At 64.6% G+C, this 20,052-nt stretch carries 18 protein-coding genes; 9 read left to right on the top strand and 9 right to left on the bottom strand.

Translation table 11 applies throughout. From position 1 onward, the window contains the following. Positions 1-6: 6 nt before the first annotated feature. From sdhA to W911_RS01680, 3 genes are all read left to right on the top strand, one after another. Positions 7-1,839 (top strand): succinate dehydrogenase flavoprotein subunit, encoded by a 1,833-nt coding sequence (gene sdhA / locus W911_RS01690; RefSeq protein ID WP_023785778.1) that lies wholly within the window; start codon positions 7-9, stop codon positions 1,837-1,839. 152 nt (positions 1,840-1,991) lie between these two features. After that, positions 1,992-2,450 carry a DoxX family protein gene (locus tag W911_RS01685; RefSeq protein ID WP_023785777.1) on the top strand — a complete coding sequence of 153 codons (459 nt, stop codon included), beginning with the start codon at positions 1,992-1,994 and terminating at the stop codon, positions 2,448-2,450. 138 nt (positions 2,451-2,588) lie between these two features. Continuing rightward, a complete protein-coding gene (locus tag W911_RS01680; protein ID WP_023785776.1) occupies positions 2,589-3,188 on the top strand; it encodes a hypothetical protein in 600 nt (199 codons plus the stop codon). 173 nt (positions 3,189-3,361) lie between these two features. Here W911_RS01680 and W911_RS01675 read toward each other — a convergent pair whose 3' ends face one another. Continuing rightward, a complete protein-coding gene (locus W911_RS01675; protein ID WP_158412820.1) occupies positions 3,362-4,531 on the bottom strand; it encodes an ATP-binding protein in 1,170 nt (389 codons plus the stop codon). A gap of 384 nt (positions 4,532-4,915) precedes the next feature. Between W911_RS01675 and ppk2 the strand changes: the two genes are divergently transcribed. Continuing rightward, complete coding sequence (ppk2, locus tag W911_RS01670; protein ID WP_023785775.1) at positions 4,916-5,842, top strand: polyphosphate kinase 2; 927 nt, start codon at positions 4,916-4,918, stop codon at positions 5,840-5,842. A 73-nt stretch (positions 5,843-5,915) separates the two neighbouring features. Here the strand turns inward: ppk2 and W911_RS01665 are convergent, their stop codons facing one another. Further along, positions 5,916-6,359: a hypothetical protein gene (locus W911_RS01665; protein ID WP_023785774.1), complete on the bottom strand. Its 444-nt coding sequence runs from the start codon at positions 6,357-6,359 to the stop codon at positions 5,916-5,918. A 192-nt stretch (positions 6,360-6,551) separates the two neighbouring features. On the opposite strand from W911_RS01665, the gene W911_RS17085 reads away from it, so the two are divergent. Continuing rightward, a complete protein-coding gene (locus W911_RS17085) occupies positions 6,552-8,282 on the top strand; it encodes a hypothetical protein (RefSeq protein ID WP_144083480.1) in 1,731 nt (576 codons plus the stop codon). A gap of 84 nt (positions 8,283-8,366) precedes the next feature. Continuing rightward, positions 8,367-9,464 carry a thermonuclease family protein gene (locus tag W911_RS17080; protein WP_023785772.1) on the top strand — a complete coding sequence of 366 codons (1,098 nt, stop codon included), beginning with the start codon at positions 8,367-8,369 and terminating at the stop codon, positions 9,462-9,464. 12 nt (positions 9,465-9,476) lie between these two features. On the opposite strand, the gene W911_RS01640 is transcribed toward W911_RS17080, so the two are convergent. The 5 genes from W911_RS01640 to W911_RS01620 all read right to left on the bottom strand — a co-directional run bounded on the left by W911_RS01640 (position 9,477) and on the right by W911_RS01620 (position 16,255). Then, positions 9,477-10,502 carry a CarD family transcriptional regulator gene (locus W911_RS01640; protein WP_023785771.1) on the bottom strand — a complete coding sequence of 342 codons (1,026 nt, stop codon included), beginning with the start codon at positions 10,500-10,502 and terminating at the stop codon, positions 9,477-9,479. 482 nt (positions 10,503-10,984) lie between these two features. Then, complete coding sequence (gene fdxA, locus W911_RS01635; protein ID WP_023785770.1) at positions 10,985-11,323, bottom strand: ferredoxin FdxA; 339 nt, start codon at positions 11,321-11,323, stop codon at positions 10,985-10,987. A 214-nt stretch (positions 11,324-11,537) separates the two neighbouring features. After that, the gene (locus W911_RS01630) at positions 11,538-11,975 is read right to left on the bottom strand and encodes an RNA-binding S4 domain-containing protein (protein WP_023785769.1); all 438 of its coding nucleotides are present in this window, start codon (positions 11,973-11,975) and stop codon (positions 11,538-11,540) included. Beyond that, complete coding sequence (locus W911_RS01625; RefSeq protein ID WP_023785768.1) at positions 11,972-15,184, bottom strand: helicase-related protein; 3,213 nt, start codon at positions 15,182-15,184, stop codon at positions 11,972-11,974. Before W911_RS01625 ends, W911_RS01630 begins: the two co-directional genes overlap by 4 nt. Positions 15,185-15,406: 222 nt before the next feature. Next, positions 15,407-16,255, bottom strand: a complete 849-nt coding sequence (locus W911_RS01620) for a DUF3108 domain-containing protein (protein ID WP_023785767.1) — start codon at positions 16,253-16,255, stop codon at positions 15,407-15,409. Positions 16,256-16,637: 382 nt separating this feature from the next. On the opposite strand from W911_RS01620, the gene rpmB reads away from it, so the two are divergent. Further along, the gene (gene rpmB, locus W911_RS01615) at positions 16,638-16,937 is read left to right on the top strand and encodes a 50S ribosomal protein L28 (protein ID WP_023785765.1); all 300 of its coding nucleotides are present in this window, start codon (positions 16,638-16,640) and stop codon (positions 16,935-16,937) included. Positions 16,938-17,013: 76 nt separating this feature from the next. On the opposite strand, the gene W911_RS01610 is transcribed toward rpmB, so the two are convergent. After that, positions 17,014-17,502, bottom strand: coding sequence for a VOC family protein (locus tag W911_RS01610; RefSeq protein ID WP_023785764.1), 489 nt, complete (start codon positions 17,500-17,502; stop codon positions 17,014-17,016). A 143-nt stretch (positions 17,503-17,645) separates the two neighbouring features. After that, positions 17,646-17,897, bottom strand: coding sequence for a GlsB/YeaQ/YmgE family stress response membrane protein (locus W911_RS01605; RefSeq protein WP_023785763.1), 252 nt, complete (start codon positions 17,895-17,897; stop codon positions 17,646-17,648). Between the two features lie 271 nt (positions 17,898-18,168). On the opposite strand from W911_RS01605, the gene W911_RS01600 reads away from it, so the two are divergent. Together W911_RS01600 and W911_RS01595 are read left to right on the top strand one after the other, a co-directional pair. After that, complete coding sequence (locus W911_RS01600) at positions 18,169-18,591, top strand: hypothetical protein (protein WP_144083479.1); 423 nt, start codon at positions 18,169-18,171, stop codon at positions 18,589-18,591. 109 nt (positions 18,592-18,700) lie between these two features. Further along, positions 18,701-20,041, top strand: a complete 1,341-nt coding sequence (locus W911_RS01595) for an amidohydrolase family protein (RefSeq protein WP_023785761.1) — start codon at positions 18,701-18,703, stop codon at positions 20,039-20,041. Positions 20,042-20,052: the final 11 nt, after the last annotated feature.

The following is a 20,052-nucleotide window of genomic DNA, read 5'->3' as shown; positions in this document are numbered from 1 at the left end:
GTCACGATGGCCGAAAACACAAACGCCACAGCGCCCGCTCTGAATGGCCGCGCCTATCCTATTCAGGACCACACCTATGACGTGATTGTCGTCGGCGCAGGCGGCGCGGGTCTGCGCGCAACGCTCGGCGCGGCGGAAGCAGGCCTCAAGACCGCATGCATCACCAAGGTCTTTCCGACACGCTCGCACACGGTGGCCGCGCAGGGTGGCGTTGCCGCCTCGCTCGGAAACATGGGCCCCGACAACTGGCGCTGGCACATGTACGACACCGTCAAGGGCTCCGACTGGCTCGGCGACCAGGACGCGATCGAATATCTGTGCCGCCACGCGCCCGATGCGGTCTACGAGCTTGAGCACTACGGCGTGCCGTTCTCGCGCACCGAGGACGGCAAGATCTACCAGCGCCCGTTCGGCGGCATGACGACGGAGTTCGGTTCCGGCCCGCCCGCGCAGCGCACGTGCGCCGCGGCCGACCGCACCGGCCATGCGATGTTGCACACGCTTTACGGCCAGTCGTTGCGCCATTCCGCCGAGTTCTTCATCGAGTACTTCGCCCTCGATCTGCTGATGGACGACGACGGCGCATGCCGCGGCGTGCTCGCGCTCTCCATGGAGGACGGCACGCTGCATCGCTTCCGCGCCAAGCGCACGATCCTCGCGACCGGCGGTTATGGCCGCACCTACTTCTCATGCACGTCGGCGCACACGTGCACGGGCGACGGCAACGCCATGGTGCTGCGCGCGGGCCTGCCTCTGCAGGACATGGAGTTCGTGCAGTTCCATCCCACCGGAATCTACGGCGCGGGTGTTCTCATCACCGAAGGCGCGCGCGGCGAAGGCGGCTATCTCACGAACAGCCAGGGCGAGCGCTTCATGGAGCGCTATGCTCCGCATGCGAAAGACCTCGCTTCGCGCGATGTCGTCTCGCGCTCCATGACGGTCGAGATCCGCGAAGGCCGCGGTGTGGGCCCTGAGGGCGACCACATCTATCTCCACCTCGATCACCTGGATCCCAAGATCCTGCACGAACGCCTGCCCGGTATCACCGAAAGCGCGAAAGTGTTCGCGGGGGTGGACCTGCGGCGGCAACCGATCCCGGTGCTGCCGACCGTGCATTACAACATGGGCGGCATCCCGACGAACTATCACGGCGAAGTGCTGACCCTGAAGGACGGCGATCCCAATCACGTCGTGCCGGGGCTGATGGCTATTGGCGAAGCGGCGTGCGTCTCCGTGCACGGTGCCAACCGCCTCGGATCGAACTCGCTGATCGACCTTGTCGTGTTCGGCCGCGCGGCCGCAATCCGTTGCGCCGAGCAGATCGAAAAGGGCGCGTCTCAGCCCGACATTCCGCAAGCCGCAACGGAGAAGGCGCTCGCCCGCCTCGACCGCTATCGCTACGCAAAGGGTCCGGAGCCGACGGCCTCGCTACGCCTCAAGATGCAGAAGGTGATGCAGGCGAACTGCGCCGTGTTCCGCGACGGGCCGGTGCTGAAGGAGGGCGTCGAGAAGATCGCCGAGATCTGGAACGCGTCGGACGGCATCGGCGTCTCCGACCGCTCGCTGATCTGGAATTCGGACCTGATCGAAACGCTCGAATACGACAATCTCATTGCGCAGGCGGCGGTGACGGTGGTCGGCGCGGAAAACCGCAAGGAAAGCCGCGGCGCGCACGCGCGCGAAGATTATCCGGACCGCAACGACGCCGAATGGATGAAGCACACGCTTGCCTTCGCGGACTACGGAACGAAGACAGTATCCCTCGACGTCCGCCCCGTTCATACCCACACGCTCACCAACGAGATCGCCTACATCGAACCGAAGGCGCGCGTGTATTAGGCCAGACGCGCGGAACGACATCGTTCTGGGACACGCCGAGCGGATCGTGTCAGTTTAGGGCCGGTCGAACGTGCGCACGCATATTCTTGACTGACGTAGTCAGAAATATAATCTGAGATCGTCTTGAGCCTATCCTTTTTTGGGGAGCCAGCATGTCGAACGATCCCGTCCGCCCTTACAACCGTCTGATCGTCCCGGGCCTTGGGCCCCTCTATGGCAACTTGAGCGAGTTCGCTGAAACGCTGCTGCGTGTTGTGGCTGGCCTGGCGCTGGTGACGCACGGGTTTCCGAAGATCCTCGATCCCATCAGCCGTACCGGGCTTGTCGAAAGCCTCGGCATTTTCCCCGGTCCGCCGGAGCTATGGGCCGTGCTTCTCGCCATGACGGAATTCTTTGGCGGCATCCTGATCGCGATTGGGCTCCTGACGCGGCCGGCTGCTTTCGCGGGCCTGTTCGTGCTGCTCGTCACCGTCTACTTCCACTGGATTGTCCAAAGCGAAGGATACGGCGGGTCCGAGAAGTCGATCCTGTGGGCTGCGATCCTGTTTTACTTAGTAATCCGCGGCGCCAATTCTCACTCGGTTGACGCGCGTCTGGGAAAAACCTTCTGAGTCTCGTCGCGTTCGTTCTTATCGCCAGCGTCTTTCCACGGTTCCACGAAACGCGGAAAGACGCTGGCGTGGCCCTTCGCGCGGGTGTAGGAGCAGGGCTCGACCGCGCAAAATCGGCCGATGGGAGGACAACGCGCTTTGACGTCCAAGCGTAATCAGGGCGGCTCTCACGATGCCGACACGCGGATCGCGCCCGATCCGTTTGCGGCCGTCCTGCCGGCCATCGCAGCCCTGGGCGCCATCTCTTCGATTGCGACGATCAACTGGGCGGCAACAGAGCGTGCACCGGACCGCATCCGGCCGAAACGCAAAGCCGCAACGGCGCTCCGCGAACTCGAAACGTGCTGCCTCCACCTTTGCGAAATCTTCCGGCGCTTCCAGCGCAATCCGGCGCTCTTCGCCGGCGAAGGCGCGCAAGGCTCCTCCCCGCTCAAGTTCGGCGTGCACGGGCCGCGCGTGAGCGGCGATGCCGCCCGCCTCTATCAGCAGGTCATGAACGATGTCGCGTCCATGCTTGTGCTTGCCGCGCAAAACGCTTTCGAGGTGATGTGCGCGGTCGAGGATGGGACTGTGGACGCGCCCGAGGCGATCTTTTTCGGCTTCGGCGAATGCCAGGACCAGCTCAACAAGCTGATCCAGAATCGCGCAACGTTGAAGGCGTCCGTCGATACGGGGGCTGAAGTCGCCGAGCGGCTCACCGAACTCGTGCGCGAGCTCAAGAAATACCGAACCGACTGATCCCGCGAGCTTTCCACCTCGCTCCTGTCATCCCGGCCAAGTGACGGCGAATGCCGGAACGCAGCGCCGGGACCCAGGAAAAGCTTCTACCGCAAAATATTGCGTCTTCGACGGGTCCTACGCTGGGTCCCGGATAAGGCTCCGCCTTTCCGGGATGACACGAGCGGGACGGCCTAACCCCGCGTTCCCAATTCGTCGAACAGCACCGAGAACGTAGAGCCTTTTCCCACTTCGCTCGTGATCCTGAGTTCGCCGCGGTGCCGGATGACGATGTGCTTCACGATCGCAAGCCCGAGCCCCGTACCGCCCTTTTCGCGGCTGGCCGCGGCGTTCGCGCGGTAGAACCGTTCGGTGAGGCGCGGCAGATGTTCGGGCGGAATGCCTTGCCCCTCGTCCGCGACCGCCACCAGCCCGCGCGACACCGGCGGCACGCCGTCCATCACGCGCGACACGGCCACTTCGACGCGCCCGCCCTCGCGGCCATACTTGATGGCGTTGTGCACGAGGTTCTGGATGACCTGCACGATCTCGTCGCGGTCGCCGCGGATGCGGATCGGGGTTTCGCCCTTCGTCACCACGATTTTGATCTTGGACGCCTCCGCGAGCGGATCGAGCGCCTGCGCCACATAGGAAGCGACATCGTTGAGATCGACGATCCCCTTAGGCGGCAGATGCACTTTCATTTCGACCCGGCTGAGCGAAAGCAGGTCGTCGATGAGCCGCGTCATGCGGTTCGCCTGGCTCGCCATGATGCTGAGAAACCGATCCCGCGCTTGCACGTCGTCGCGGGCCGGACCCTGCAGCGTTTCGACAAACCCCCGCAGCGAAGCCAGCGGCGTCCGCAGCTCATGGCTGGCGTTGGCGATGAAGTCCGCACGCATCTGCGCAAGCTTGTCCTGCTCGGTGAGATCCCGGAACGAGATGATGAGCAGCGGCAGCCCCCGTTGAGCTTCTCGGCCGCCAAGGCGCGAAACCGTGGCGGAGAGGCGACGCTCGACGGGCACTCTTTCGTAGAAGTTGACGACGATGGGCTCGCGCAGCGAGGGCTGAGCCGCTTTATCGACGGCCTCGTTCAGGGCCGGGTCGCGTGTGACGTGACTGAACGGCTGACCCACGCGCACGCGCGGGAAAATGTCGATGAAGCGCCCGTTGAAGTGCATGACCGTGAAGTTCTGATCGAGCGCGACGACCGCATCGGGAATCGCATCGAGCAGCGGCCGCCAGCCCGTGGCACCGCGCTCCGAAAGGTGCGGGCCGAGGCGAAGGTTGGCCGGTTCCGGGATCGCGAACGGGTCTTCCTCGTTCGTGTCGTCCGGTTCCTGCGCCATGACGATGGCGGACATGACGAGGAACCCCGCGAGTGATGCCAGCCACGACAGACCGCCGATAAGGGTTAGCGCTGCGAACAACAGCGCGGCCACGGTCAGAGGGCGAGACCTGCGCCGTGCGCGGGGCCCGTAAGCGCCGAGCCGTGAGAGGACTGGCGCAAGCCAATGGTTCAATGCTGACAGGTATCGGGTCAGCGGCCGGGGATCTGTCATGGGCGAGGATAATGCCCAGATCCTGGGCGGCGCCTCAAGCATCACGATGCACCGCCCGTTTGGCCACCCATCGTTGACACGGCATTCAAATCGGGCCCCTCTCTATGCGTCTGGCAGTCAGGCCTCCCGATAAACAACACTTGTGTGACAGTTTATCGTGGGGCGAGAGCCCAACCGGGGAATGCGATGAGCAAGGCGAAGGACGACAAAGCGGATGCAAAAGCCGCGGAGGCCCGTCTTCGGGCTCTCAAGAAATTCGATCTCGACAATCCGGAGTTTCCACCCGAACTCGATGCGGTCGCGCTCGCGTCCGGCGGCTATCCCTACGACGAGCGGCTGAAACGCAAGGTCTACGAGGACGAGCTCATCAAGCTGCAGCTTGAGCTGCTCAAGCTGCAGACGCACGTGGCCGAAGCGGGCGAGCGCATCGTCGTGCTGTTCGAGGGCCGCGACACGTCAGGCAAGGGCGGCTGCATCTCTCGCATTTTGGCGCGCTTGAACCCGCGCCACGCGCGCTCCGTAGCGTTGTCGAAACCGACGGAGTCCGAACGCGGGCAATGGTATTTCCAGCGCTACATCGCCCACTTGCCGACGCGAGGGGACATCCTGCTGTTCGACCGATCCTGGTACAATCGCGCCGGCGTCGAACCCGTGATGGGCTTCTGCACGCCTGAGCAAACCGCGAATTTTCTGCGCGACGCACCCGCGTTCGAGGAGCTGCTGGTGCGCGACGGCATCCGCTTCTTCAAGATCTATCTGACGGTCGGCCGCGAGATGCAGCTCAAGCGATTTCACGAGCGCCGTCACGAACCGTTCAAGCAGTGGAAAATCACGGAGGTCGATCGCGCGGCCATCGGCAAGTACGATGCCTACACCCACGCCGAGCGCGAGATGCTGCGCTTCACGCACACCGCCGTGAGTCCGTGGACCGTCATCGCCGCCAACGACCAGCGCCGGGCTCGGCTCGAAGCGATGCGCGTCATCCTCACCGCGCTGGACTATCCCGGCAAAGACAAGGATGTCGTCGGCGCACTGGACCCCAAAATCACCAAGTCCGGCGCAGACCATCTAGCCGGCCTCAACGGTGAGGATGAGCAAGGAGCCGAAGCCTAAATCTCCGGAGCGGGACATCGAACAAGTCCGCTCCGGAGCGTTTGCGTCGTTGCGTCTGCCTGCCTCGGCGGCGCTACGGCAACCGGCCGCCAGCAGTGAACAAGCCATAGAGCCAAGCCGTTGCGGCGCCGAACCCGGCGCCCAGCACCAGCACAGGCCAGATCAGATCGGGATCGGCGTTGAGAAACAACGTCTCGCCCCTGACGAGCGGAACGAGCACGAGCACGCCGATGAGCGCCGGTCCGACGATGCCGAGAACGGCGCCCCTCACCGTCATGGACCCTTGCGGCACGTCGCCGAGGATCGCGGCGAACACCATGCCCCAAACGCCGCCCCAGACGACATCTGTGACGATCTGCGGAAGGCCCGTCAGTCCCGAGGTCTCAAGCGACCAAGGTGTACGCGAGATGTGCCCGGCGTCTGCCAGGCAAAGGGCGATCAACTCGTGCACGGTGACCAGCGCGATGGCCCCTGCAACGAAGCCGATCAGCAGGTTTTTGAAAGAAGTCCCCTCCATGTCGTGTCTCCCCTTCCCGGTTGATTATGGGCTTTATGCCCGGTTTTTCCTCAGTATTAACCGGATCGGAGAGGGGCGGAAGAGGCGCCGCAAACGAAACCGAGACTCGCATCTCGCGGGGTATTGATCAAATATTCAACCTTAAATTGTATTTTGATGTCGTTGATCGATTCACCCGTCGTGGAGCGGCCGATGCCATCTGTCCGCGTAGAGCGTGTGCCTGTCGAAACTCTGAGCCTCGGCCGGTTCGGGTTCGATCATCTTCAATTGGTCTTTCGCAGTGATTTCGAGGCCGCCCGCGCGCCTCAGGAAGACTGGTTCGTGATCGAAGGGATTCGGGACGCCAATGGGCGCGATGTCCGCCTTGCGGTGGACGGCTGGCACGGCGGCACCACGTTGTCCGATGCCAACGGTGGCCTCGTGGGTGACGCGCTGACGGCGCGGATCGGAACGCCGGAGAGCCGCGGCCCGCGCGAAATCGCGGAGGGCAGCGGTGCCGTCGAGCTGTGGGCGACGCTGGTCTCCTACGCAGCCGAGATCGAGGCACAGAAATTCCCCTACATCGCACTCGCGCTGCCGGGATCGCCGCTTCCCACGCTCAACTCGTCGTCGCTCGTGTCGTCGTTGCTCTATCACGCGGGTTTGGACATCGGCGACGCCATGCCGGCGGGTCTGCGGTTTTCGCCCGGCAAGAAAACGCTGCTTGGCACCTCGGCCGACGAGACGCTCGCCACCGGCAAAAGCTTCAATGCCGTGCTGGCGGGCGCTGGCGACGACCGGCTCTTTGGACGCAACGAGCAGGGCGTGGTCGACAAACTTTTCGGCGGGCGCGGAGACGACGTCATCCACTGGTCCGAGGGCTTCGACATCGTGCATGGCGGCGAGCCGGGCCTTGCCTATGAGGACGACGGTGTCGACACCATCGACTATTCCGGTGCCGGGAAGGTCCGGCTCGAAGCGCCGCGTCCGGGCCCGGCTCATGTCGCGCCGGACTTTATCGCGAGCTACGCTGGCGGAGAGGACCGTCTCTTCTCCATCGAGCACATCGTCTGGGACGTACGGAGCGACCGGCTCTCGATCGGGCCGGGCGTTGGGCTCTCATCTCCCCCCGTCAGGATCGATTTCGGAGGCGAGCACCCGTCTGGGAAAGGCGATGTGATCGATCTGGCTGCGGCCGACGCCGGCTTCGAAATCGTACCCGCAGGGGAGCGCACACTTCAGTTCACGGCGCGCGTGCCGTGGAACGGCGCAGAGGCGCACGGTCTCAATGTTCATGGCGCGGAATGGATCGTCGGCTCACCGCACGGAGACCGCTTCGTGCTTGCGAAAGGACTGCGGGGCGTCGAAGGCGGTATGGGCGACGACGTCTTCGATCTGAGGGCGGCGGAGCGCATGTTCGTGTCGCCCGGCGGCGGCGAAAATACCGTGATCGTCGGCGCGGGCGAGATCGCGGCCCGGAGCGGAGCGGGCGTCGACCGTTACGTTATTGCCCATCCGTCGGCATCGCTCGTGATCGACGACGCTCTGCCCCACGACCGCATCGTGGTCGCATGGACGCCGGCGCGCGTGAGCGCTGCCTACGATGCCGCCAGCCCCCGGGATCTTGTCGTTCGCGTTGAGTCGGAGATCGACAATGAGACCGGCGCCGAGATCCGTGTCCGAGGCCATCAGGCGGGAGATCTGGGTCTCGACAGCGCGCGAGGCATTGCCTGGGTTGCGGACGGCCAACACTTCACGATGACGTCGCCGCCGCCGACCGAACCGGCAAACGCTGTCGAGGTGAGCGATTCGATTGCGATCTCGCCGGAAGCCACGAGCCGCGTTTGGGGCACGTTGGAGCCGGATGACATGGCAGACGTCGCGGAGTGCGGGATGATCGGCCTGTCTCTGTGGGACCCGATCGGCCTTCTGGGCGGCGGTTAGCCTCGGCCGATTTCACGTGAATCGCCCACGGTGAAGACTTGCTGGAGCCGCCGGGAGCGCCATGACATGGTGTCGAGAGCGGGAATGGAAAAGCAGATCATGGCTTGGCAACGGCGGAACGCGGCGGTGAGCGGGCTTGTGGCCGTCGCTTGCCTTGCGGTCCAGGTTTCGGCCGCGGCCTCCGAAAGCTGCGCCCCGGATCTCGGCACGACGCATGAAGTGGTGCGCGTGATCGACGGCGAAACGGTCGAACTCGACGACGGCCGGCAGGTGCGCCTGATCGGCGCCATGGCGCCGCGCCCGAACGCCCTCACCGTCGATACGCAAACCTGGCCACCCGCCAAGGAGAGCACGCGCGCCGTCGAAGCCCTCGTGCTCAATCGGACGGTCACGCTGCGCTATGAAGGCCGCCGCCGCGACCGCTATGGACGCATCCTGGCCCAACTCTACGTGAAGACCGGCGGCAACGAGACGTGGGTCCAGCGCCACCTCGTCGCTGAAGGGTACGCCCGCGCCTACACGCTTCCCGGAAACGCGGGCTGCGTCTCTGAACTCATAAAAGCCGAAGACGAAGCCCGCCGTGCCCGTCGCGGTCTTTGGAGCGGCGGTACGTTCCGCGTCTTCGCGGCTTCGGACGAAGACGCCCTCTTGCGTCTCGTCGGCCGGTTCGTCGTCGTCGAGGGCCGCGTGGCGAGCGTCACGCGCACGCGTCGGTACACCTATCTCAACTTCGGTCGCGATTGGCGCGAGGACTTTACCGTCAGCCTCGCAACGCGCGTCGTGGATCGCGCGGAGGGCGGAGCGGAGCGCATCTCCGCCATCGAGGGTCGGACGATCCGCGCGCGCGGCTGGATCGAGCGGCGGAACGGACCGGCGATTGAGGTGGGCGGGTTCGAGGAGATCGAAGTTCTCGACGCGCCCCCGGCCGCCGACGCGGCAGATGCCTGGTCCCCTCCCCCGTCATGGCGGAGCCATGCTCCGCATGGACGTGGGGAAGGATTAGAGGCGGGGGGAAGCCCAACAGCAGACGGTCTGGGTACCCCCCTCCTAACCTCCCCACGTCGAGTCGGAGACCCGCCTCCGGCGAGATGGGGGAGGGATATGGCGGTGAACGCGGCTGTGTTGTTGCTCTCGAAAAAAACGCCCCGCCGAATCCTCAGCGGGGCGCTTCAATTTTCCTGAACGGCAGAGCGCTTACGCGGCCTTGACCTCGTCGTCCGCACCCTCCGCGAGGCGGCGTCCGCGGGCGCTCTTCGAGAGCACTTCGGTGATGCGCTGCACGGCACCGCGGTCGTCGAGCTTTTCGACGGCCGCAATTTCGCGCGCCATCCGGTCGAGGGCATCCTCATAAAGCTGCCGCTCGGAGTAGGACTGCTCGGGCTGGGCTTCGGAGCGGTAAAGATCGCGCACGACCTCGGCAATCGAGATCAGATCGCCGGAGTTGATCTTCGCGACATACTCCTGAGCCCGGCGGCTCCACATCGTGCGCTTCACGCGCGCGCGGCCTTTGAGCGTCTCCATCGCCTTCTTGACGACGCCGTCCTCTGCAAGCTTTCGCATGCCCACGCTCTCAAGCTTGCCGGTCGGCACGCGCAGCGTCAGCTTCTCCTTGTCGAAGGTGATGACGAACAGCTCAAGCGACATGCCCGCGATTTCCTGCTCCTCGATTCCGGTGATTCGGCCGACACCGTGTGCGGGGTAGACAATGAATTCGTTGGTCTTGAAGCCGTGGCGCTGGCTGACAGATTTCTTCTGCGCATTCTGGGCGCTCATGATCTGGCGCGCAGCGGCAGCTTTCTCTGCGATGGCCTTGGGCGACGCGGGCGTAGCGGCAGCGGCGGGTTGCACCGGCGCCGTCAGCTTCTGGCTGCCTGTCGTCTTCGCAAGCGCAGCAGCGGCGCGGGCCGGCTGCACGGATGCTGCGGCGGCCGGAGCCTTCGCGACCGTCTTCTGAGCGGCCGCTTTTTGAGGCGCAGAGGCCACGGCTTTCGGCGCGGCCTTTTTGGCGGCGACAGGCTTCTTGGCCGGAGCGGCAGCCTTCTTCGGAGCGGACTTGGCGGTAGTTACCTTGGCGGCGGCGGGTTTCTTGGTGTGACTGGAGGGCGCGGCCGAAGCCTTTTTCGTGCCGCTCTTGGCAGCGGCGGACGGCCGGGCAGGAGTCTTCGACGCAGCGGGCTTCGACGTCCGAGCCTTCGCGTGCACTTTAGTCTTCTGAGCCATAGGCTTCTGTCTCACTCTCTCTTGTCACATTTCCCGGCCGCAGGGGCGGCAGGGCGACGCTGCACGGGTTAGGAAACAACCCGCAGGGCGTGCAGCCTTACACAAGCACAACCCCGGTACGTCGGCCTGTTACCGTGCCGTCGCCCCAGGATTTCTCCATATGTCGGGTTGCCGATCCGAAATCGCTACCCGGCTATCTAAGTTTCGGACGATAAGTCACAGTAATCAGGCACGTATTAGCGAGCACGCCAAAAGCACCCCACCCGGACTTGATCTGTCGGCGGTAAGGTGCTGCGTTGATGCCGCATTCGTTCCTGTTCAGTTCTCATTCTTCCGATAATATACTTGTAACACAAATTTCATGAAAATTGAAGCGCAGCCCGGAATATCGGTGTTCGAGGCCTTAAAGAAATTGATTAAGTCTCCAATTCGAGGCAGCAGCGGAGAGCGTCAAGTTGCGCGCGCATCGGAGCAGATGATCGTTAGTCCCCCGAACCGGGCTCGGAAGAAAAATATTTATCGAACTTATCTTCTTCGTCTCTATACTTGTCGGCATCCGCGTATGCGGCCTTCTTTGCAGTAAGATTGGGCCATTTGTCTGCAAACTCGCGGTTGACCTCCAGCCACCGCTCGATGCCCGGTTCCGTGTCGGGTTTAATCGCGTCAGCGGGGCATTCCGGCTCGCACACGCCGCAATCGATGCACTCGTCGGGGTGGATCACCAACATATTCTCCCCCTCGTAGAAACAGTCGACGGGGCACACCTCGACACAGTCGGTGTACTTGCACTTGATGCACTTCTCGTTGACGACGTAGGTCATGGGGCCGTTATCCGGGTCGTTTCAAGGACCATGATCGCGTCAGGCCCTATCAGCCTGAAGCGTGAATCATCGGTCTCATCAAAGACCTAGAGCGTCTTCCGATCCGTTTCCCTCGGATCGGAAGACGCTCCAGGTCGCGCGCTTGCCAAGGGGTGTGCCAAATGCGGCTCACCATAGCAAGGCACCACAGCGTCTCACGGCACTGCCGGGCATTTTACCTCCCTTCCGAACCGCGGTCCTTGAAGCTCGCGATCAGCCGCCGGTCGCGTTTTGTCGGCCGTCCTGCGCCAGCCGTCCGCGCGCCCCATGCGACGGGCTCCGGGCCGCCCCCAATCGCCTCGCCAGCGGTCGGTTGAGGCGGCGGGGTCAGATCCTCGTAAAGCGCCTGCGCCTCGCTCGCGGGGCCACGCCGATGCCCGATCCCGGCGACACGCAGAACCCGCACGGTTCTGTTGATACGAGACGTGATGACGTCTCCGATCTTTATCGCCTGGCTCGGCTTCTCGGCCCGAATGCGGTTGACCTTGATCTTGCCGTCCGTCACGGCCGTCGCCGCGAGCGTCCGCGATTTCGCGACCCGCGCGAACCATAGCCACTTGTCGAGGCGTTGAGCGGTTTCGGTGGCTGGCCCGGCATCGGCCGGCCGCGTCATGACGAATTTTTCTCCCGCGCCTGCTTGGCGAGTTCGTCACGCAGCGCGCCGAGAGAAGCGAACGGAGAATCGGGATCGACGCCGCCTTTCTTGGGCGGGCTCGCGGAGCGGATGGCCGGGCCGCTTTGGCGGTCTTCGTGCCGCCGCCGCTCGTCGCGCCGACGGTCGCCGCCCGAAACACCATCGCGTGCACCATCGCGCGAACGCGGTCCGCGTGACCGCCCGCGGTCGTTTTGATCTCCCGCTCCCCGTTGAGGTGGCCGATCCCGGCCGCGCTCGCGAGGCCCGCGCGGCGTGTCCGATACGGCCTCTCCGTTCGTGGCGGCGGGTGCGCCGTTCGCCGAGGCCGGCGTCGCAGCCTGCGCGGCGTGCGGGTGACCGTCCCTGCGCTGCGGGCCTCGGCGTCCGCGATGCGGCCGGCCTTCACGATGGCCTTGGCGCTCATCGCCCCGTCCGTCTCCCTGGCGTCCTTCTCCGTGACGATGGCGTCGCGGCCGCCAGATCTCGATCACGACCGTATCGGGTTCCGCTGAAGGCGAAGCGGGGGCCTCGGCTGCGGCAGGAGCCTCAGCCGAATCCGCAACTGACGCCTCCGCTGTCGTTGCCGCTTCCGGCTCCGTGGCAGCGGCGCTTGGCGCCTCCGCGTCCTGAGGCGCGGGTTCCGCCACCGCTCCATCTGCTGTGACGGATTGAGGGGTTGGCTCGGCCGACGGCGTCTCTGCCGCCTCGGCCTTTTGAGGCTCGACGGGCCGCGGCATGGTCTTGCGGTCGAGCCGGAAGCCGAGAACCTTGAGCACGTTGGACAGTTCGTCTGGCGAGCAGCCGAGAATGGACATCATCTCTGGCGTGACGACGAAACCGCCGTCGCCCGTCGCACCTTTCGGCGGTGCGGTGGGGTTGTCCGGGTTGGCGCGCCAAGCGAGCAGCGGGCGGATGAGATCGGCTAGCCGCTCCAGAATGTCGATGCGCACCGCGCGAGGGCCGCACACGTGGAAACCGTGCGCACGGTAAAGCGCTTCCGGTACGTCCGGCTGGGCCACGGCCGACGTCAGTCCGGCACGCGGCATCTCGGGCAGCGCGTCGAGCGAGAGGCTCTGTGCAGGGCCATGCTTGAGCGCCCAGAGGGTCGCGGCCAATTCGGCGGGTGCAGGTTTCAGAAGCGACGGAAAGAAGATGTTGAACGCACCGAAGCGCACGCCGTAACGGCGCAACTCCGCGCGCGCCTGCTGGTCGAGATGCTTCATGTCGTCGGCAACGAGCTCGCGCTTGAGCATCCCGAAGCTCTCGGTGAGGCGGAACGCGATGCCGCGCGCCAGCCCCGCGACATCTTCCGCCTTGGCGATGTCCACGAGCGGCTTCAGGCGCTCTGCGACGATCTCGTCGCGCCAGGCTTCGAGGCGCGTCTGCACCTTCTCGCGGTCCGGGGCGGACAGGTGCTCGTCGGCGAGGATCGCGACGAGCGGCTTCAGCGGATCGTCCGCCCCTTCGAATTTGGCGATTTCCTCGTCGCGCCACAGCACACGTCCGCCGCGCGTGAGGCGGAACGCCTCGCTCTTCGCAGCCGCCACGCGGCGCGCGCGCATCGCAAGCTCGCGCGAGAGCACCTGTGCGGCTGCATTGCGCGTTGCGCGTCCATGAATGCCCTCGGCCTGCGTTTCGGGCGAGAAACGGAAGCCGCTGAGCCGCCCCACGTAGTGGTTCTCCACGCGGATCGCGCCGTCCTCTCCGATGTCGGCGGTCAGTTCTTCCTTGTCACGCAGTCCCTTCATGAGTGCACTCGTACGGCTGTCGACGAAACGCTGCGTAAGGCAGGTATGCAGCGCATCGGACAAGGCATCCTCGATCTCCCGCGTGCGTCCCTGCCAGTGTTGCGGGTCGCGCAGCCAGTCGGCACGATTGGACACGAACGTCCACGTGCGGATGTGCGCGATGCGGTTGGCGAGTGTGTCGATGTCGCCGTCCGTGCGATCCGCGAATGCGACCTGTTTTGCGAACCAGTCTTCCGGCACGCGGCCGTCGGGGCCCATCAGGTGGCTATAGAGAGTGCCGACCAGCTCCGCGTGGTTCTGTGACGAGATCTTGCGGTAGTCCGGCGTCTGGCAGACTTCCCAAAGACGCGAGACGGCGGCGGTTCCCGAGGCAAGGCGCGCGATCTCGCGGTCGTTCGCCAGCGTTTCGAGCGCGATGACGTCGTCGGCCATGCGCGCGCGCGCAAGCCGCGGCGCGTTGGGAATTTCGCGCAGGCTGTCGCGCAGCCGGTCGAGCGAGCCGAAGTCGAGGCGGCGATTGCGCCACTGAAGCACGCGCACGGTGTCGAAGGTGTGCGTTTCAAGCCGCTCGACGAGATCGGAATCGAAGGGTTCGCAATTACCCGTGACGCCGAATGTGCCGTCGTTCATGTGCCGGCCGGCGCGGCCCGCGATCTGCCCGATCTCGCTCGGCGTAAGATTGCGGAACGTGTTCCCGTCGAACTTGCGCACGGCGGAAAACGCAACGTGATCCACGTCGAGATTGAGGCCCATCCCGATGGCGTCCGTCGCCACGAGGAAATCGACATCGCCCGATTGATAAAGCTCGACCTGCGCGTTGCGCGTGCGCGGAGACAGCGCGCCGAGAACGACAGCGGTGCCGCCACGCTGACGGCGGATCAGCTCGGCGATCGCGTAGACCTCGTTGGCCGAGAACGCGACCACGGCCGTGCGGCCCGGCAGCCGCGTGATCTTCTTCTCGCCCGCATAGGTGAGGCGCGAGAGGCGCGGCCGCGAAATGAAGTTCGCACCGGAAATGAGATCCGAGATCGCATCCCGCATCGTCTGCGCGCCGAGCAGTAGTGTCTCTTTGCGGCCGCGCGCATGCAGCAGCCGATCGGTGAACACATGACCGCGCTCTGGATCGGCCGCGAGCTGGATCTCGTCGATGGCGAGGAAGTCGACGTCCACGTCGCGCGGCATCGCCTCGACGGTGGACACCCAGTAGCGCGCGCGCTCCGGCTTGATCTTCTCTTCGCCGGTAATGAGCGCGACTTTGTCCGCGCCGATGCGCGATGCGATCTTATCATAGACCTCGCGCGCGAGCAGCCGGAGCGGAAGCCCGATCATGCCGGTCTCGTGACCGAGCATGCGTTCGATGGCGAGATGCGTCTTGCCGGTGTTGGTGGGCCCGAGAACCGCGGTCACATTACGAATGCGCGTTTCGAGGTCGCTGACCATACTGGATACCCTGATATGCGGGAAAAGCCCCCTGGCATTGCATCCAAGGGGGCCAAGATCAAGCTTTTCGTGTGGCTGTCCCCCGCATGCCGGGGTTGCGCGAAATGGACGTGTACGTGGGAAAAAGTCCGGGCCGCCGTGCGAACCGGGCGGCTCTCATGGCTCAGAGCGCCGAGGGGAGGCCCGCGGCGCTCTGGAAACAAGGATGGGCGGAAGGCGCGTTTAGTCGACGGACGCGACGCGGCCGCGCTCGGGAAGCTGGATGCTGATCCGTTCGAGGTCGATGCGCGCCGTTCCCGCCCCCGTCGGCACCGAGACCGACTGCGGCACCATGAGCTTGGCGGCCGGCACCATCCGGAACGTGATTTCGATGTCCTTCGTGTGGGCCAGATGACGGGTGTCGGCATTCGCGCGGTAGCCGGAAAGCGGCGTGTACTTCACGCGGCAGACGGTTGCCGTCTCGCCCCGGTCACCCGCGAGCGTCACTTTACGCGCTTCGTGAAGGCTGATGTTGAACCGCTGCTTGCCGTCGAAGATGGCGACGGTGCGCCCGCACGGCGTCTCGGCGTCGCTATGGGTGAGAACGAGAATGGCGCTCAGCGGGTCGAGCACGTTGGAGAGATGCTTGCGTTCGAGCGGCACCGTATCGGCGGGCTCCCGGACGACGGGCAGCACCGTCACATGGTCGACGTTGCTTTTGTCGAAGCCCATGATCACGGAGCCGTTGCGCACGCTGCTCTCGTAGTCGAAGCGGAAATCGGCCGGAGACGGGCGCTTGTTGCCGACCGAGCCCGAAACCTGGGTGACGCCCTTCCAGCGAAACACGCCGAGCAGGGCCGACAGCTCCACGTTGGTGTGAAGTGTGTAGGCGCTCTCGCTGACGTTGGACTTGAATGAGAAGGTGCCGAGGTCGAACCCGTTGAGGGTGACCCGGTAGCCTGCATCGACAGATGCCGAGGACAGGGTGGCTGGAACGGCCTGTGCGGATGCAGGAAGCGACGAGAGGGCGGCGAGAGCGGCCGAGCCCAGGGCAGCAACGCATGACGCGACGCGACGAGACGACTGGTACATGATCACACACTCACTACCCCGCCGCGCCAGGAACGCGGCGTTTGGGGGTCACTACAGGTTACAACTCTTTGTCGAGACCCAGTCTGACTTGGAAGGCTTAACAATTCGCTCACAGGCGCGCTGAAGCGAAACACATGTTGGGCCGTTAATCCCCAAATCTTCTATTCCGTTCCCTGGAGCGTTTTTTGACTGTTCTGTGGCGCGAAGATCATGAGGGTGACGCGAGCGATGCTTGACGCCTGGAACGAGGCTCGCGTATAGAAGGGCCCAACGGTCCTGCCGGTCTCCATCGGCGGGCCATTTTCATTGATTTTCCCCGTGATTTCAGGCCCGGCGCAAGGGCGTCCGGCTGGTCGTGGGGGCCGAGAAGGATGTCGCGACCATGACCAGGCGCTGTGAATTGACGGGCAAGCTGCCGCTTTCGGGCCAGCTTCGCAGCCACGCCGAGAACAAGACGAAGCGCAAGTTTCGCCCCAACCTCGTGAACGTGACGCTGATCAGCGATGCGCTGTCGCGTTCCGTGAAGCTCAAGATCAGCGCCCACGCGCTGAAGACGGTCGAGCATCGCGGCGGCCTGGACGCGTTCCTGGCCAAGGCCAAGAGCGAGGACCTCTCGCCGGACTGCCAGAAGCTGAAGCGCGAGATCGCCAAGGTCAACGCCGAAAAGACGGCAGCGGCCTAAGCTAATCCCTTAGAAACGCCCGAAGTTTTCATGCGCCCCCGGTCGTTCGGCGGGCGCATGTTGCGTTTTCTCTCCGTCACTCTGAGGCTGCAAGAGCGTCGAGGTCCAGGCGCTGGGTCGTCATCGCCAGCGACCCGTCCATCGCACGCGGCCATTCGGCCTCGGGGCGATCCCGGTAAAGCTCCACGCCGTTTCCGTCGGGATCGCGAAGATAAACGGCCTCGCTGACCCCATGGTCGCTCGCCCCATCGATGGCGATCCCGGCAGCCCGCACGCGCCGCACGGCATCCGCGAGAGCCGCCCGTGTCGGATAGAGAATGGCCACGTGGAAAAGCCCCGTGCTGCCGGGCGGCGGCGGGCTGCCACCTTTGCTTTCCCATGTGTTGAGGCCGATGTGGTGGTGATAGCCGCCCGCCGAGAGAAACGCGGCCTCGCGCCCGTAAAGCTGCGTGACCTCGAAGCCCAGCACGTCGCGATAGAACGCGAGGGCGCGGTCGAGGTCGGCGACCTTGAGGTGCACGTGGCCGATGCGGGTCTGGGGGTCGATGGCGGTATGCTGAGACATGGGCGCTCCGGGCGGTGTGATCGCCGGATATGGGGGTGGCCGAGGTATAAAAAAACCCGCCGGCAAGCCGACGGGCAGGTGAACCGGCGAGTGCCGGTCCGCTCGGGCACGGCGGATCGCCCCGCCCGAGCCAGCGGCCCTTGTTAGCGGGCCACCAATCTCAGCAGGAAGATAATCAGAAGCGCACCGATGGTGGCGTTGATGATGTCTCCGAGAATGCCGCCGCCGATATAGAGGCCGAGCCTCGGCAACAGCCAGCCGGCCACCACGGCGCCGATGATTCCCAGAACGATATTGCCGACGAGGCCGAAGCCGCCGCCCTTGATGATCTGGCCAGCCAGCCAGCCGGCAATCGCACCGATGATGAGCCAAATGATAAGGGCTTCCAAAGCCATATGTCTTCCTCCGTTTGGACGTGACGCGAGACTGATGGTTCAGTCGTGGATCGTCTCCGCCGCCTGCGGCTGACTGGCCCCAGTGCGAGGTACATGCGACGTTACTTGAGTTCGCGGAATGCCGAAATACGGTCGGTGTGCAAGTGCTCACACGCGAGGGCGCTGTTCGGAACGACGATCGAGATTCGTCGCCATATGTGTCTTCGATGGCACGCAGCTTGCTCACAAAGCGGCAGACAGATCGGCAAGACTTTCACGACGGGGATGATCGATGACGTTTCGTAGCACCATGAACGGTATTGCTCTGGCAACTATGGCGGCCGGCGCTGCCCTCATGCCGGCCGCCGCGAAGGCCAAGACGATGCCCGATCCGTATCGGGGCGTGTGGATGAATATGGAGGGCCGTGCGGCGAGTTGCCAAAGTTCGGACTGGGACGGTCCGAACCATATGGACACGCACATTCGCGTCACGCGGGACAAACTTCAGTTCGCCGAGGGCGCATGCACGTTCACGTCGGTGAAGACGAGCGATTTCGGTGACGCGCATGTTGCGATGTCCTGCGGCGCCGAGGGGGAAACCTATAAGACGTCGGAAATCTGGCTGTTGACGACCGTCCGCGAGTACAAAATGATCGTGATGACGAACCGCGATCGCGAGATCGGCGCGACGATCGTTTATCAGGAGTGCCCTTGAGCGCCGGAAGCCTCCGTCCTTAGCGGCCGGGATCGTCACGATCAGCGTCGCCGAACCATCGTCGCTTTCGTTCATTGTGCTTCTGGATGGCGCGGATGCGAGGTGGACGATGAAGCGGCTGGCCGCTCTGGCGATTTTGGTGCTGAGCACGCCCGGATGGGCAGAGACGGTCGCGATCACAGGCGTCCGCCTCGTTGACGGAACGGGTGCCGCGCCCGTCGAAAACGCGGCGATTGTCGTTCGTGACGGGCGCATCGTCAGCGCCGGAAGCAACGCCGAGATCCCCGCCGACGCGCGCCGCATCGTCCATAGCGGGCGCACCGTCATTCCCGGTCTCGTCAGTGCCCACAGCCATGTCGGCCAGGTTGGCGGCACCTCGATGGGCGCGAAGAACTACACGCGCGAAGTGATCTCGGCCGAGCTGGCGCAGTTCGGTCGATATGGCGTGACGACCGTCGTCGCGCTTGGCAACAACGGCCCGCTTTTCACCTCGTTGCGAGACGAGGCGCACGCAGGATCGCTCGACGGCGCGGATTTGTTCGGCGTCATGCAGGGAATTGGCGTTCCCAACGGAGCCCCTCCGCAGGACTCGCTCAAAGTCGCACCCAATCAGCTTTTCCGGCCCCACACGGCCGATGACGCGCGCACAGCGATCGACAGGATGGCCGCCGCCAACACAGATCTCGTAAAGTTGTGGCTCGACAACTTCGGCGGCCTTCTGCCTGTCAAAATGAAGCCCGAGATTTACCGCGCCGTCATCGAGCAGTCGCACGAACACGGCCTCAAGGTCGCGGCGCACGTCCACGATCTCGACGACGCGATCGCAATTGTCGATGCGGGTGCCGACATTGTCGCCCACGGCATTCGCGACAAGCCGGTGACGCCGGAGCTGATCGAGAAGATGAAAGCCAAAGGCGTGTGGTACGTGCCGACGCTCGCCCTCGACGACGCGACATTCGTCTGGGCCGAAGCACCGGCCTGGACGGAAACGGATTTCGTGCGCAAGGCGCTCTCTCCGGAATTCGCAGCCCAGATCGACGATCCGGCGTGGCGCGAGAAGGTGCTGAAAGAACCTCGCACCGCCGCCGCGCGCCGGTCGCTTGCCATGAACCTGCAGAATTTGAAGACGCTTCACGAAGCCGGTGTGAAAATCGGCTTTGGCACGGACAGCGGCGCGACGCCGCTTCGCGTGCCGGGTGTCGCCGAGCATCGCGAGCTTGCGCTCATGGCAGAGGCCGGGCTATCGCCCGCTGCCGCTTTGACAATCGCCACGAAGAACGCGGCCGAGTTGATGGGCCTCGAAGACCGCGGCACCATCCAGGCAGGCAAGCGCGCGGACCTCGTTGTCCTCGACGGCGATCCGACAGAGGACATCGCGGCGAGCGAACGCATCGTGGAAGTCTGGACCGCTGGCCGCAAGGCAATCGCGCCCGAGATTCGGGCGGATTGAGCGGCGCACCG

This window comes from Hyphomicrobium nitrativorans NL23 (assembly GCF_000503895.1).
GTDB lineage: Bacteria > Pseudomonadota > Alphaproteobacteria > Rhizobiales > Hyphomicrobiaceae > Hyphomicrobium_C > Hyphomicrobium_C nitrativorans.
The sequence above is the reverse complement of the archived record's forward strand: the minus strand, read 5'-3'. Positions and strand labels throughout refer to the sequence as shown.

Coding starts and splice junctions, on each gene's coding strand:
- ppk2 (WP_023785775.1), top strand. CDS start 4,916: ATGAGCAAGGCGAAGGACGACAAAGCGGATGCAAAAGCCGCGGAGGCC.
- W911_RS01630 (WP_023785769.1), bottom strand. CDS start 11,975: ATGACGCGGCCGGCCGATGCCGGGCCAGCCACCGAAACCGCTCAACGC.
- W911_RS17080 (WP_023785772.1), top strand. CDS start 8,367: ATGGAAAAGCAGATCATGGCTTGGCAACGGCGGAACGCGGCGGTGAGC.
- W911_RS01595 (WP_023785761.1), top strand. CDS start 18,701: ATGAAGCGGCTGGCCGCTCTGGCGATTTTGGTGCTGAGCACGCCCGGA.
- W911_RS01665 (WP_023785774.1), bottom strand. CDS start 6,359: ATGGAGGGGACTTCTTTCAAAAACCTGCTGATCGGCTTCGTTGCAGGG.
- W911_RS01600 (WP_144083479.1), top strand. CDS start 18,169: ATGACGTTTCGTAGCACCATGAACGGTATTGCTCTGGCAACTATGGCG.
- W911_RS01640 (WP_023785771.1), bottom strand. CDS start 10,502: ATGGCTCAGAAGACTAAAGTGCACGCGAAGGCTCGGACGTCGAAGCCC.
- W911_RS01610 (WP_023785764.1), bottom strand. CDS start 17,502: ATGTCTCAGCATACCGCCATCGACCCCCAGACCCGCATCGGCCACGTG.
- W911_RS01620 (WP_023785767.1), bottom strand. CDS start 16,255: ATGTACCAGTCGTCTCGTCGCGTCGCGTCATGCGTTGCTGCCCTGGGC.
- sdhA (WP_023785778.1), top strand. CDS start 7: ATGGCCGAAAACACAAACGCCACAGCGCCCGCTCTGAATGGCCGCGCC.
- W911_RS01605 (WP_023785763.1), bottom strand. CDS start 17,897: ATGGCTTTGGAAGCCCTTATCATTTGGCTCATCATCGGTGCGATTGCC.
- W911_RS17085 (WP_144083480.1), top strand. CDS start 6,552: ATGCCATCTGTCCGCGTAGAGCGTGTGCCTGTCGAAACTCTGAGCCTC.
- rpmB (WP_023785765.1), top strand. CDS start 16,638: ATGACCAGGCGCTGTGAATTGACGGGCAAGCTGCCGCTTTCGGGCCAG.
- W911_RS01625 (WP_023785768.1), bottom strand. CDS start 15,184: ATGGTCAGCGACCTCGAAACGCGCATTCGTAATGTGACCGCGGTTCTC.
- fdxA (WP_023785770.1), bottom strand. CDS start 11,323: ATGACCTACGTCGTCAACGAGAAGTGCATCAAGTGCAAGTACACCGAC.
- W911_RS01685 (WP_023785777.1), top strand. CDS start 1,992: ATGTCGAACGATCCCGTCCGCCCTTACAACCGTCTGATCGTCCCGGGC.
- W911_RS01675 (WP_158412820.1), bottom strand. CDS start 4,531: ATGTCCGCCATCGTCATGGCGCAGGAACCGGACGACACGAACGAGGAA.